Below are 12,748 nucleotides of genomic sequence, written 5' to 3'. Positions count from 1 at the left end.
GGTACCCGGTCCGCTCCGCAGCCCCGTGTCGGCGGCGCGGACCGGGGCTCCTGTCCGTGGCTCCCAGTCTGGCGTCCGCGCAGGTGGGAGCCCATCCGCGTGCGTACTCATTTCCGCGCCTAGGTACGGATACTCAGCGGCAGCGGCGGGCCCCACCAGTTGTACGGGCTGCCGTGCCCGCGCGGCACCGCCGACCGGGGGGTGCCGGGCGGGTCAGCGGTTTCCGCTGACCCGCCCGCGCAGCAGCAGCGACAGGGCCGAGTGCACGTCGTCGAGGGACCGCTCCCGCTGGAAGGACTGCCAGTCCAGGGCGGCCACCAGCACCATGCCCACCAGTGCGGCCGCGGTGAGCTGCACGTCGATCTCGGGGCTGAGCTCCCCGCGCTCGACGCCCTCGCGCAGCACCTTCTCCACGACGGCCACCGCCTCCTGGCGGACCACCATCAGGGTGGACTGCCAGGTGCGGTTGGTCCGCCACAGCTCGGCGACGTACAGCTGGGTGAAGGCCGGGTAGCGGTCGATGAAGACCAGGCCCGCCCGGATCATCGCGTCGAGCGCCTCGACGCGGCTGCCGCCGGCTGCCTCGGTCTCCTCCGCCGCTGTGCGCAGCGAAGCCGTCAGCAGGCCGACGCCGTGCCGCAGCAACTCCTCGAACAGCTCGTTCTTACTGGCGAAGTTGTAGTAGACCGTGCCCTTCGCCACGCCCGCCCGCTCGGCGATCTCATCGACCGTGGTCGCGGAGAAGCCCTTCTCGGCTATCAGGGTGACGGCCGCTTCGTAGAGCTTCTGCCGGGTGGCCGCACGACGGCCCCCGCCGGTACCCGTACCGGTGCTGCTGCTGTCCATGGCGCTGATTGTCACAGGTCAACACATCCCTACAGGCTCAGTTCCGGGTGCAGTCGGTCCATGGTCCACACCTGCTTGCCGCGGGCGGCGAGCGCGGTGAGGGCGAGGGCACCGACCGTGAAGGCGATCAGGACCAGGCTGCCCTGCCAGACCGGGGTGAGGTCGCCGCCGGTGATGAGGCGGCGCAGGCTCTCCACGACGTACGACATCGGCAGGTAGGGGTGGACGGCGTTGAAGAAGTCCGGGCTGGTCTGGACGGGGTAGGTACCGCCCGCGGAGGTCAGCTGGAGCATCAGGACGGCGAGGACGAGGATCCGCCCCGCCGCGCCGAACTTGGCGTTGAGCCACTGGATGATCGCCGCGAAGCAGCCGGTGACCAGCAGCAGGAAGCCGATGGTGAGGGCCGGGTTGGCCATCTTGAGGCCGAGGTCCGGGGCCCAGCGCAGGACGGACATCAGCAGGGCGACCTGGGCGGCGCCGATGCCCATGACGGGCAGCCAGCCGGCCAGGGCGATCCGCCAGGGCGAGGCGCCCGCGGACAGGGCCCGCTTGTTCATCGGGGCGATCAGCATGTAGGCGACCATCGCGCCGACCCAGAGGGACAGCGGGATGAAGTAGGGCGCGAAGCCGGTGCCGTAGTTGGGCGCCTTGTGCAGGGACTGGTTGGCGAGCCTGATCGGGTCGGCCATGACCTCGGTGCGGGCGTCCCGCTGCTGCTGGTCGTAGTCGGGGATCTTGCCGACACCCTCGTGCAGGCCGCCGGCCAGCTCACCGGTGCCGTCGACGAGCTTGTACATGCCGCCGTCGAGGCGGTGGGCGCCGTCGCCGAGCCTGCCGACGCCGTCGCTGAGGGCGCCGGAGCCGGTGGTGGCGGAGCCGAGGCCGGTGTGCAGCTGGGACATACCGGTGGCGACCTTGTGGGCGCCGGTGTTGAGGGCGTTGACCTTGGCGACGGCCGCGTCGAGGTCGCTCGCGAGATGGGGGGCCTTGTCTGCGAGCTCGCGGGCCTTGCCCTCCAGGTCGGTCAGCTGGGTGCGGAGCTTGGCCACGTCCCCGCCGGCGCTCTTGGCCAGGGTGCTGACGTCGCCGCTGAGTTCGGCGGCCTCGGCCGCGTCGTCCCTGACCTTCTTCAGGTCGGGGCAGGAGGCGAGGTGCGGTTCGGCGCCGGGGGTGACGCAGTGCTTGGTGTAGTAGGCGTCGGCGCCGGTGGAGGCCCGCTTGGCGACGGCCGCGGCGGCTGGGGCCTTCTCCACGAACGTGTCGAGGTGGTTGTTGACCACCTGCGCGCTGTCGGCGACCAGCTCGGCGGTGGCCGCGAGGCTCTTGGGGTCCTTGACGAAGGGGCGGGCCTTGTCGGCGGCACCGTTGACCCGGTCGGCGAGGACCTGGGTGCCGTTCGCGATGTCCCGCGTACCGGTCTCCAGCTTGGCGGCGGCCGCGTTGAGCTTCTTCAGGCCGCTGTTGAGCTCGCCGCTCTTCTCCCCGGCGGTGTCGAGGCCGTCGGCGAGTTCCTTGGCACCCTCCTGGGCCTTGCCCGCGCCGTCCTTGAGCCGGTCGGCGCCGTCGGCGGCCTCGGCGGTCTTGTCGTGCAGGTCGGAGAAGCTGACGAAGATCTTGTCGAGGAAACCGCGGGAGGCGTTGGCGGACGCCGCCGAGCGGACCTCGGAGAAGACGGAGCGGGAGATCGAGCCGACGACGTAGTTGTTGGCGTCGTTGGTGCGGACCTGGAGGGCTCCCGTGGCGGGGTCGTCGCCCGAGCTGGAGGCGATCTTCTCGCTGAAGTCGGCCGGCATGGTCAGGGTCAGGTAGTACGTACCGTCCTCCAGCCCCTTGGCCGCCTTCTCGGCGCTCACCTCCCGCCAGTCGAAGGTCCTGCTGTCGCGGAGCTTCTTGGTGAGCTCACCGCCCGCGTCCAGGTGCTTGCCGTCGACGGTCGCACCCCGGTCGGAGTTGACGAGGGCGACGGGCACCTTGTCGAGGCGGCTGTAGGGGTCCCAGAAGGACCAGAGGTACAGGGCTCCGTAGAGCAGCGGCAGCAGGAGCAGAGCGACGAGGGCGGCCCGGGGCAGCTTCCCCCGCCCGAACCGCTTCAGCTCAAGCGCGGCCAGCTTCGGCGAGCGCATCGTCCGTCCCCTTCGTGTCGTCGTTGTCGTGGGCGGCCGTCTCGGACTTCTCCACCTTGTCGGCCTTCTCGACCTTGTCGGCCTTGTCGGTGCCGGAGCCGGCGTCCGCGGCGGAGCCCTGCCTCGCGCCGGAGTCCTGTTCCGCGGCCGGTTCCGCCTGCGCCGTCGGCTCCGCGCGCCGGTCGGTCCCGGCACCGCCGTCCTCCCTCGGGGCGGTCCGCAGGACCACGGCGTCGGCGGGGGCCTCGCTGCACACGGCGAGGACGGTGGTCCCCCGGGCGGCGATCGAGCGCAGCATCGCCCAGACCTCGGTGCGTTCGGTGTCCGAGAGCTTCATGTCGAGGTCGTCGAGGGCCAGCAGCCTCGGCGAGCCGAGCAGGGCGATCGCAACGGACAGCCGGACGGCTTCCAGGCGTTCCAGGTCCCGGACGGTGGTGCGCTCCCCCTTGGGCAGCGTGGCCAGGTCCAGTCCGGCGGCGTCCAGGGCGGCCTCGATCCGGGTGGAGGCCGCGGCGCGGCGCTCGGCCCTGGGCCGCAGCAGGGAACGGATCGGGGCGTCGTAGTGGCGCTGGAGCAGAGCGCCCTCACGCAGCTGTTCGGCGACCGTGAGGGACTGGTCGAGGTCGTTGACCCCCGGGACCGGGCCGAGGGCGGCGATCCGGCGGACCGCGGCCATCTTCTTCGGCAGCCGGTGCCGGCCGATCTCGGCGTGACCCTCGGTGGGCTTCATCCGCCCGGTGAGGGCCAGGAGCAGGCAGGTGCGGCCACTGCCGGAGGGGCCTTCGACCGCGATGAGCGAGCCGGGCGCCGCGTCGATGCCGAGCCCCCGGAAGGCCCAGCCCCGCGGGCCCTTGAGTCCGAAGCCCTCGGCCTTGACGGCCGCGCCGTGCGGGCTGTCCACGCCGTCCCCCTTCTTTTTGAACTGACCGGTCAGTTCAAAACTATCACCCCGTCGCGCACCAGGCGTACAGGAGGGGGCAGTTGCTATGCATTTGACGGAAAACATGCAGGTCAGGCTGATTGTCAGTGGGGCCCGTCACGATGGAGGCAACGCACCACGCATCGACAGGAGGTTCGTCATGGCCACACCGTCCCCGTCCCCTGTCCACCCCGTCCTGCGGAAGTCGGCGGCCCCGCCGGCCGCCCTCGACCTCCTCGCCAAGGCCCGCAGCGGCCTGGCCGAGGCCGCCCTGCTCACCCGGCCCAACGAGCGCTACGCCACCGCCCACCTCTCCGCGCTGCGCACCGCCGCGGCCGTGCTCGCGGCGCGCGCTCGGCCCGAGCCGCCGCACCCGCGGCGGCGGCCCCGGATCCGCAGCGCGTGGGAGGTGCTGCCGGAGCTGGCACCGGAGCTCGCGGAGTGGAGTGCGCTCTTCGCCTCCGGCGCCGCTCGCCGGGCCCGGGCGGAGGCGGGGATACCGGATGCAGCCGGCGCCCGGGACGCGGACGACCTGCTGCGCGCCGCCTCGATGTTCCTGCGCCTGGTGGAACGGATGCTCGCCGTCCCGGTGCCCGCCGACACCGCGCCCCGAAGCCCGGGACAGACCGTGCCACAGCCGCGCCCGGAGCGTCCGGACGCGGGATGACCTGCCCGGCTGCGGAAGGCAATAGGGTGGGGCACGGACCGCTCACCCTTACCCCGCCGAGGAGCCATCAGCCGTGTCGGACACTCCACGCCCCCGTGCCTCCCTCCGCACCGCCGTGGTGTGGGAGGTCCTCAAGGAGGCGCTCGACCGCCGGGTGAAGGCGACCGGGCGGGATGTGCTCGACGTGCTCGACACCGGCGGCGGCACCGGCAAGTTCGCCGTCCCGGTGGCCCGCCTGGGCCACCGGGTCACCGTGGTCGACCCCAGCCCGAACGCACTGTTCGGGCTGGAGCGCCGGGTGTCCGAGGCGGGCGTGGCCGACCTGGTCCGCGGCGTCCAGGGCGACGCCCAGGGCCTGCTGGACGTGGTCGAGCGGGACGCGTACGACGTGGTGCTCTGCCATGGCGTACTGGAGTACGTGGACGACCCGGCCGAGGGCGTGGCCAACGCGGTGGCGGCCCTGCGTCCCGGCGGGACGCTCAGCCTGCTGGCCGCCGGACTCGGCGGGGCCGTGCTCGCCCGCGCGCTGGCCGGGCACTTCACGGAGGCCCGCAACGCCCTCACCGACCCCGCGGGCCGCTGGGGCTCCGGCGACCCGGTGCCGCGCCGCTTCACCGCCGAGCAGCTGTCCGGCCTGGTCGGCGACGCCGGTCTGGCGGTCGGCGCGGTGCACGGGGTGCGGATCTTCGCCGACCTCGTTCCGGGCGTCCTGGTGGACACAGAGCCGGGCGCGGTCGAGGCACTGCTGCGTCTGGAGGAGGCCGCGGCGGAGCTGCCCGCCTTCCACGCGGTGGCCACACAGCTGCACGTCCTGGGCGAGAAGCGGGCCTGAACTGCTGCTCCTGCCCGCTCGGAGTCTGCCGCTCATCCTCCGTCCGACCGGTCCGCCCCGTATGATCGGGAGCAGTGACCGGCATGGTGAACGGACCATTGGGGAATAACGGCCCCAGTGACCGCTCCCGCGGCGGTACGGTTTTCACGCAGTGGCTTTACCGGCTCCGTCTACGCCGTGCTTTGTCATTTTGGAACGTGGTTTGAGGGCGGGTGTCACGGGGGCGATTCCCCGCCTATCCTGAAGGGGACCCCTGGTCGCCACCCCCGCGACCGACGGATGAGGAGGACTCCCGTGCCGCTCTCGGAGCACGAGCAGCGAATGCTCGAGCAGATGGAGCGAGCGCTGTACGCCGAAGACCCCAAGTTCGCGACAGCGCTTGAGGGAAGCGGGCTGCGTACGTACACCCGGCGACGGGTCTACCAGGCAGTCGCAGGCATTGTGGTGGGTATCGCGCTCCTCATGACCGGTGTGATCATTCCGAACGTGCTGTGGATCAGCGTGGTGGGGTTCCTCGTCATGCTGGGATGCACGGTCCTGGTGGTCACCGGTTGGCGCAAGGCACCCAAGCCCGGCGAGCAGCCCGTCTCCGGAAGTACCGGCGGTTCGACCCGCGGCCACAACCGGCAGCGTCGGTCGATGATGAACCGCATCGAGGACCGGTGGCAGCGCCGCCGTGACGAGCAGGGACAGTAGGCTCCGGAACACGTGAGTGAGGGGACGGCCGCCGCCGCGCGACCGTCCCCTCACTGTTCCGCGCCGGCCTCCGGCACGCCGACGCGCCCGTACGGCATGATGATCCGATGAGTGTGCTCCCCCTGGTCTTCACCAGCGGCTGGGCCAGTGGGATCAACGCTTACGCCGTGGTCCTCCTGCTCGGCGTCTTCGGCCGTACCGGCCTGACCGACGAGGTCCCCGCGTCCCTGCAGCGCACGGACGTGCTGATCGCCGCCGCCGTGCTCTTCCTGTGCGAGGCGGCCGCCGACAAGATCCCGTACGTCGACTCGATATGGGACAGCGTCCACACCGTGATCCGCCCGGTGGCGGGTGCGGTGATCGGCGCGCTGCTGGCCGGGCAGAGCGGCTCCCTCTCCGACCTCACCGCCGGGGCGGTCGGCGGCACCACGGCGCTGGCCAGCCATTTCGTGAAGGCCGGCACCCGGATGGCGATCAACACCTCACCCGAGCCGTTCACCAACGTGGCGGTGAGCATCGCCGAGGACCTCGGCGTGGCGGGCCTCGTCACCTTCGCGATCTTCCACCCGGTACCCGCCGCGGTCATCGCGGGCTCCCTGCTCGTCGTCGGACTGGCCATAGTGGTCTTCCTCTGGAGCCGGATCCGCCGCTTCCTCCGCCGCCGCGCCCAGCGCCGCGAGGAGAAGCGGCTGGCCGCCGAGGCCCGCGAGGTCACCGGGGCGCCACCCCGCTGACCGCGGCCGCCCGCCCGGGGCCATAGGCTCGGCCGCATGGCACGAATTGCGGTGATCGGCGCCGGCATGGGCGCGATGGCGACAGCGGCCCGGCTGGCCGTGGCGGGGCACCGGGTAACGGTGTACGAACGTGGCGCGACCTACGGCGGGGCGGTCGGCCGGTACGAGCGCGACGGCTTCGCCTTCGACACGGGGCCCGGCCTGCTGCACCTGCCCGCCGTCTACCGCGACCTCTTCGTGAAGACCGGCAAGCGGCCGCTGGAGGACTGCGTCGACATGGCGCAGGTGAACCCGGCGGTCCGACACGTCCTGCCCGGCCACGGCATCGACGTCACCCTCCCCGGTGCCTCGCACGGCGGTGTCGCCGCCGCCCTGGAGGCCGCCTTCGGCGAGGGTGCCGGCGCGCGCTGGAACGCCGTGCTGGGCCGCGCCCGCGACGCCTGGGACGCCACCCGCCGCCCGCTGCTGGAGGAGCCCCTGCGGGACGGTGCCCGGCAGACGCTGGGCGGCGATCCCTACCCTGCCCTGCGGCGCAGCGGCCTGCTGCGGCGCCGCAGCCCGACCCTCGCCGAGGTGGCCGGACGGGAACTGGGCGGCCCCCTCGCGGAGGTACTGACCGGAGTGGTCCGCGGCTACGGCCTCGACCCCGCCACCGCTCCCGGCTCGGCGGCCGTGCTCCCGTACATGGAGCAGACCTTCGGCAGCTGGTACGTGCGCGGCGGGATGCGGGCGCTGGCCACCGCCGTGTACGAGCGCTGCGTGGAGCGGAAGGTCGCCTTCGTCTTCGGGGCGCGGGTGCGGGAGGTGCTGGTCCGAGACGGCCGGGCGGCCGGCCTGCTGCTGGCCGACGGCACCGAGGCGGCCGCCGACTTCGTCGTCTGCGGGATCGACCCGCGGCTGCTTCCGGCCGACTCGCTGCCGTGGCCGGCCGGGGCGGTCCCGGCCCGGGGCGACGGCGTGCCCGGCCGGATCACGCTGCTGCTCGCGCTGCGCGGCGCCCGCCCCGCGGGGACCGCCCACCGCACCCTCGTGCACGCGGCCGGACGCCAGGTCACCGTGATGCGGCCGGACGATCCCGCCACGCGGCCCGACGCGGAGCACGAGGCGGTCACCGTGAGCGCCGTGCACGGGCCGGGGACCTCGGAGCCCGGGGAGCTGCTGGACCTTGCGGAGAAGGCCGTGGAGGGCCTGCGCGAGCGACTGTTGTGGCAGGAGGTGCGCACCCCGGCCGACGTCGAGGCGGCGACCGGCGCCGTGGGCGGCTCGGTACCGCCGCCGGCGCTCGCGGGTGCCGGCGGCGGGCTGCTGTACCCGGCCAACGCCACGGCGGTGCCGGGCCTGTACCTGGCGGGCGGCTGGGCCCATCCGGGCGGCGGGCTCGCGCACGCCGGGATGACCGGGGCCCTGGTGGCCGGGCTGATCGTGGAGGGCACGGGGTTCCGCGGCTCCCAGTGAGCCCGCCGCGGCCCCGGCCGGCTCAGTAGCGGTACTGCCCGTACTCGCCCTGCTGCGGGTACGGGTACTGCTGCGGCGGCTCGCCCTGCCCGTCCCCCGGGTACGGTCGGCCGCCCGCGTCCGTGGACCGCTGCTGGGGGACCCAGACGCCGCCGGGCGGGGTGTCCGTGGAGTACTGCTGCTGCCCGTAGTCGGCGTACGGGGTGTAGTCGTACGGCTGGGGCGGGACGACACCGCCGCCGGTGCCGATGTACGGGTCCGAGTAGGCGGCGTAGACCTGCTGCTGCTCGCCTGTCGGGTAGCCGGCGGAGTAGTCGTAACCGCCCTGGTCGTGCTGGTCGTAGTAGGCCGCGTACTGGTGGGCGTCCTGCTCGGCGGTGGTGAACGGCGAGGCGAATGCGGCCGTCTCGTCGACCTCGGGGGCCTGGGTCGCGAAACCCTGCATCCCGTAGGAACCGGTCTCCTCGGGCACCGGCTGCGGGCTGTGGACCTCCTCGGCCGGGGCTCCGTCCGCGTCGTCGTATGCGAGGGCGGTGACCTGGAGCGCCGGCTCCTGTGCGGCAGCCCCACCTCTGCGGCGTCCGGTCTTCCGGACCGGCGCCCCGCCGCGGCGCACCGCCCAGCCGGCGACGAAGCCCTTGCGGAAGGAGAGCGTCACCAGGGTCTGGCCCACGGCGAAGGCCGCCGCGCCGGCGCCGATGACCGGTACCGACGGCAGGATCACCCCGGCGACCACGCCGAGGAAGCCGGCGAAGGCGAGCAGGCGCCAGCGCAGCCGGGCCTTGTACTGCATCAGTACCTCGGCAAGCAGCCACAGCGCGACGATTCCGAACGCGATGTAGAGGACCGTCATACCCATGCAAGGCCCCTCTCGGTACGGCCGTCACACGGGTACGGCCGGTCAAGCCCGCTGGTGCAGGCCCAGGTTCTCGTAGATCTCGAGAGTCGCCGTGGAATTGTTCAGCGTGATGAAGTGCAGTCCCGGTACACCCTCGGACAGCAGCCGCGCGCAGAACTCCGTGGCGAACTCGATGCCAATGGAGCGTACAGCGGCCGGATCGTCCTTGACGGCGAGCATGCGCTCTTTCACGTCCGCGGGGAAGACCGCGGTGCTCAGCTGGGGCAGTCGGTCGAGCTGCTTGATACCCACAACAGGCATGACCTCGGGGATGATCGGGGTGTCGCAGCCCGCCTTCGCGACGCTGTCGCGCAGCCGCAGATAATTCTCGGGATCGAAGAACATCTGGGTGATCGCGTAGTCGGCGCCGGCACGGCACTTGTCCACGAAGTGTCGGATGTCCGTATCCCAGTCCGTCGAGCGCGGGTGCATCTCGGGGAAGGCCGCGACGCCGACGCAGAAGTCCCCGGACTCCTTGAGCAGGCGCACCAGGTCGGCCGCGTAGTGCACGCCCTCCGGGTGGGCCACCCACTCGGCCATCGGGTCGCCCGGCGGGTCGCCGCGCAGGGCGAGCATGTTGCGGATCCCGGCATCGGCGAACTGGCCGATGACGTGGCGCAGCTCGGCGATGGAGTGGTCCACGGCGGTCAGGTGCGCCACCGGGGTCAGCGTGGTGTCCGCCGCGATCTCCTGGGTGGCCTTGACGGTGCCGCCGCGGGTGGAACCGCCGGCTCCGTAGGTCACGGAGACGAAGCTGGGGGACACCGCCTCGACCCGGCGCAGGGCGTTCCAGAGGTTGCGTTCGCCCTTCTCGGTCTTCGGTGCCCAGAACTCGAAGGAGTACGAGCGCCCGGACGCGAGGAGGTCGCGGACCGTATGTGCGCGGTCCGACCAGGTGGAAGCGGTACCAGAGGCCATGTGGGCAGGTTAGACGCGCCCCGGCGCTCCCCGAAGCGGCGTCCGCCTTTTGGACATGTTTTTGGACACCTGCGGGCGTGTCTCGGGCCCGCACGGGCTTCCTCGGGCTGTGGCGGCGTGGAATGCCACCGGTTGTCCGGGCGGATTGTCCGGGCGGACGGGACCCGTCGCCGGACCCCCGCCGGATCCGGACTCAGCCGAGGCGGGCCCGGACCCGCCGGGCGAGGTCGGCGGCGGCAGCAGCGGGGTCGGCGGCCTCGGTGAGCGCGCGGACGACCACGATGCGGGTGGCGCCGGCGTCCAGCACCTGGTCCAGGTTGGCGGCGTCGATGCCGCCGATGGCGAACCAGGGCCGGTCCTGCTCCAGCGAGGCCGCGTAGCGGACCAGGTCCAGGCCGGGAGCGTGACGTCCGGGCTTGGTGGGCGTGGGCCAGCAGGGCCCGGTGCAGAAGTAGTCCACGCCCGGCTCGGCGGCGGCCGCCGCGACCTCGTCCTCCGCGTGGCAGGAGCGGCCGATGAGCACCTGCCCGCCGAGGATGGCGCGGGCCGCGGGGACGGGGATGTCGCCCTGCCCGAGGTGCAGGACGTCGGAGCCGATGGCGTGGGCCACGTCGGCACGGTCGTTCACGGCGAGGAGCTTGCCGTGGCGGCGCGCCGCCTCGGCGAACACCTGGAGGTGGTCGAGCTCCTCGCCCGCCTCCATGCCCTTGTCGCGGAGCTGGACGATGTCCACACCCCCGGCCAGGACGGCGTCGAGGAACTCGGGGAGGTCACCCTGGCGCTTGCGGGCGTCCGTGCACAGGTAGAGCCGGGCGTCGGACAGCTGCATGGGTGTACCCCCCGTGATGGAGGCGGTGTACGGGCGCCTGGCCCGTACACCGCGGTGGAGCTACTGCGGATCGGTTCAGAGGGCGAGCGCCTGAGCGCGGCGCTTCACCTCCGTGCCGCGATTCTCGCTCAGCGCCTGGGCGGGCGTGCCGGGCAGGGTCGGGTCGGCAGTGAAGAGCCATTCCAGCATCTCCTCGTCGGAGAAGCCGTCGTCGCGCAGGACGGTCAGCAGGCCGACCAGGCCCTTGACCACCTTGTCTCCGTCGATGAAGGGGGCTGGAACCTGCAGGGCCCGGTTCTCGCCCCGGCGGACGGCGATGAGCTGCCCTTCCTTGACCATCTGGCGGACCCGCGTCACCTCGACGTGGAGCATCTCCGCGATGTCGGGGAGGTACAGCCAGTCGGGGACGAGGGAATCGATCTTTGCGTCAATCTCGGTCACAGGCCAAGCCTGCCACCTCCCACCGACAGCCGGTACCCGGGCGGACCGTCCGTGGCACGCCGCGGCCCGGCGCGCCCGTACCGCCCGTGCCACCGGCTAGAGGGTGGCCGATTTCAGCGGGGTGCCCGGGTCCGCGACCCCGGCCGGGTCCACGGCGGCGCCCGTCTCGATCAGCTTGCGGCCCTGGGCCAGGTCCCGGGGGCGGCCGACCGCGAGGACCGCGACCAGGGCGCCGTCGCGCAGCCAGCACACCGACCAGGTCTCCCCGGCCGGGTCGCCGCGCCACACCGGGGCCCCGGCCCCGCCGTGGTGGCCCGCGTACTGCACGAAGCGCCCGAACTGCTCGGACCAGAAGTACGGAACCGGGTCGTAGACCGCGGTGGGCTCCCCGGCCAGGATGTTGGCCGCGACCGCCCGCGGCCCCTGGAGCGCGTTGTCCCAGTGGTGCACGAGCAGCCGCGCCCCGTAGCGACCGGACGGGAAGGAGGCGCAGTCGCCGACCGCGTACACCCCCGGCAGGGAGGTCAGCAGGTGTGCGTCGGCGGTGACCGAGCCGTCGGCGCCGCGCTCCACGCCGGACCCGGACAGCCAATCGGTGGCGGGCCGCGCGCCGATGCCCACGACGACCGCGTCGGCGGGCAGGGTGCGCCCGTCCGCCAGGAGGACGCGCCCCTCCTCGACGCCGGCCACCTTCGCTCCGGTGATCAGCTCGGCGCCGGCCTCGCCGTACCAGCGCGCCATCGGTTCGGCCACCTCGGCGGGCAGGGCGCCCGCCAGCACCCGGTCCGCCGCCTCCACGACCGTCACCGCGCAGCCGGCCTCCCGGGCCGCGGTGGCGAACTCCGCCCCGATCCAGCCCGCGCCGACCACCACGACCCGGGACGCGGCGGCCAGCACCGGGCGCAGCCGCGCCGCGTCGTCCAGCGTGCGCAGCAGGTGGACGCCCGGGACGCCCTCGGCGCCGGGCAGGGTCAGCGGCTGCGCGCCGACCGCCAGGACGAGGGTCCCGTACGGGACCGGTCCCGCCTCGGTGTCCAGTTCGCGGTCCGCGGCCCGCAGGCCGGTGACCTCCGTGCCGAGCCGGAGGTCGATGCCCAGGCCTTCGAAGTCCACGTCGAACGCGGAGTCCTCGGCCTTGCCGAGCAGCACCGCCTTGGACAGCGGGGGCCGGTCGTAGGGCTGGTGGGGCTCGGCTCCCAGCAGGGTCACGGGGCCCGCGAAGCCCTGCTCACGCAGGGCGACAGCGGTCTGCACCCCGGCCATTCCGGCGCCGACGATCACGACGCCGCGCTGATTGTGTTCCGTCTGCTCGCTCACGCCGCCACCCTAATCACCTGACGCTCCGTCAGGAACAGGTGCCGCCTTACCCGCCGTCCCCCGCCGGGATAGT

Annotated in this window: 13 protein-coding genes; 5 read left to right on the top strand and 8 right to left on the bottom strand. The window is 73.0% G+C overall.

Translation table 11 applies throughout. The features are described 5' to 3' along the window. Nucleotides 1-213 precede the first annotated feature (213 nt). The 3 genes from AW27_RS25075 to AW27_RS25065 are packed head-to-tail and all read right to left on the bottom strand — an operon-like array spanning nucleotide 214 to nucleotide 3,870. On the bottom strand, nucleotides 214-846 hold the full coding sequence (locus AW27_RS25075) for a TetR/AcrR family transcriptional regulator (protein WP_037926913.1): 633 nt from the start codon (nucleotides 844-846) through the stop codon (nucleotides 214-216). A 29-nt stretch (nucleotides 847-875) separates the two neighbouring features. Continuing rightward, nucleotides 876-2,969, bottom strand: coding sequence for a YhgE/Pip family protein (locus tag AW27_RS25070; protein WP_037926915.1), 2,094 nt, complete (start codon nucleotides 2,967-2,969; stop codon nucleotides 876-878). Beyond that, on the bottom strand, nucleotides 2,941-3,870 hold the full coding sequence (locus AW27_RS25065; RefSeq protein ID WP_037926918.1) for an ATP-binding cassette domain-containing protein: 930 nt from the start codon (nucleotides 3,868-3,870) through the stop codon (nucleotides 2,941-2,943). Before AW27_RS25065 ends, AW27_RS25070 begins: the two co-directional genes overlap by 29 nt. A gap of 178 nt (nucleotides 3,871-4,048) precedes the next feature. Here AW27_RS25065 and AW27_RS25060 point away from each other — a divergent pair, with 178 nt between their 5' ends. The 5 genes from AW27_RS25060 (at nucleotide 4,049) to AW27_RS25040 (ending at nucleotide 8,272) form a co-directional block, all read left to right on the top strand. Next, nucleotides 4,049-4,555 carry an SAV_6107 family HEPN domain-containing protein gene (locus AW27_RS25060; protein WP_052031200.1) on the top strand — a complete coding sequence of 169 codons (507 nt, stop codon included), beginning with the start codon at nucleotides 4,049-4,051 and terminating at the stop codon, nucleotides 4,553-4,555. Between the two features lie 73 nt (nucleotides 4,556-4,628). Beyond that, nucleotides 4,629-5,387 carry a methyltransferase domain-containing protein gene (locus tag AW27_RS25055; RefSeq protein WP_037926920.1) on the top strand — a complete coding sequence of 253 codons (759 nt, stop codon included), beginning with the start codon at nucleotides 4,629-4,631 and terminating at the stop codon, nucleotides 5,385-5,387. A gap of 294 nt (nucleotides 5,388-5,681) precedes the next feature. Next, complete coding sequence (locus AW27_RS25050; protein WP_037926923.1) at nucleotides 5,682-6,083, top strand: DUF3040 domain-containing protein; 402 nt, start codon at nucleotides 5,682-5,684, stop codon at nucleotides 6,081-6,083. Between the two features lie 107 nt (nucleotides 6,084-6,190). Further along, a complete protein-coding gene (locus AW27_RS25045) occupies nucleotides 6,191-6,817 on the top strand; it encodes a DUF4126 domain-containing protein (protein WP_037926926.1) in 627 nt (208 codons plus the stop codon). Nucleotides 6,818-6,853: 36 nt separating this feature from the next. After that, on the top strand, nucleotides 6,854-8,272 hold the full coding sequence (locus AW27_RS25040; RefSeq protein WP_172671390.1) for a phytoene desaturase family protein: 1,419 nt from the start codon (nucleotides 6,854-6,856) through the stop codon (nucleotides 8,270-8,272). 22 nt (nucleotides 8,273-8,294) lie between these two features. Here AW27_RS25040 and AW27_RS25035 read toward each other — a convergent pair whose 3' ends face one another. The 5 genes from AW27_RS25035 to AW27_RS25015 form a co-directional block, all read right to left on the bottom strand. Then, a complete protein-coding gene (locus AW27_RS25035) occupies nucleotides 8,295-9,131 on the bottom strand; it encodes a hypothetical protein (RefSeq protein ID WP_037926931.1) in 837 nt (278 codons plus the stop codon). A gap of 42 nt (nucleotides 9,132-9,173) precedes the next feature. Continuing rightward, complete coding sequence (gene metF / locus AW27_RS25030; protein WP_037926934.1) at nucleotides 9,174-10,088, bottom strand: methylenetetrahydrofolate reductase [NAD(P)H]; 915 nt, start codon at nucleotides 10,086-10,088, stop codon at nucleotides 9,174-9,176. Nucleotides 10,089-10,281: 193 nt separating this feature from the next. Next, a complete protein-coding gene (gene thiE, locus AW27_RS25025) occupies nucleotides 10,282-10,917 on the bottom strand; it encodes a thiamine phosphate synthase (protein ID WP_037926937.1) in 636 nt (211 codons plus the stop codon). Between the two features lie 75 nt (nucleotides 10,918-10,992). Beyond that, nucleotides 10,993-11,358, bottom strand: a complete 366-nt coding sequence (locus AW27_RS25020) for an Rv2175c family DNA-binding protein (RefSeq protein WP_037926940.1) — start codon at nucleotides 11,356-11,358, stop codon at nucleotides 10,993-10,995. Between the two features lie 96 nt (nucleotides 11,359-11,454). Continuing rightward, entirely contained in the window at nucleotides 11,455-12,675 is a 1,221-nt protein-coding gene (locus tag AW27_RS25015; RefSeq protein WP_037926943.1) for an NAD(P)/FAD-dependent oxidoreductase, read from the bottom strand. Between the last annotated feature and the right edge of the window lie 73 nt (nucleotides 12,676-12,748).

The sequence above is a fragment of the Streptomyces sp. PCS3-D2 genome, from assembly GCF_000612545.2.
Classification (GTDB): domain Bacteria; phylum Actinomycetota; class Actinomycetes; order Streptomycetales; family Streptomycetaceae; genus Streptomyces.
Note: the sequence above shows the minus strand (reverse complement) of the source record. Positions and strands in the feature narration are given on the sequence as shown.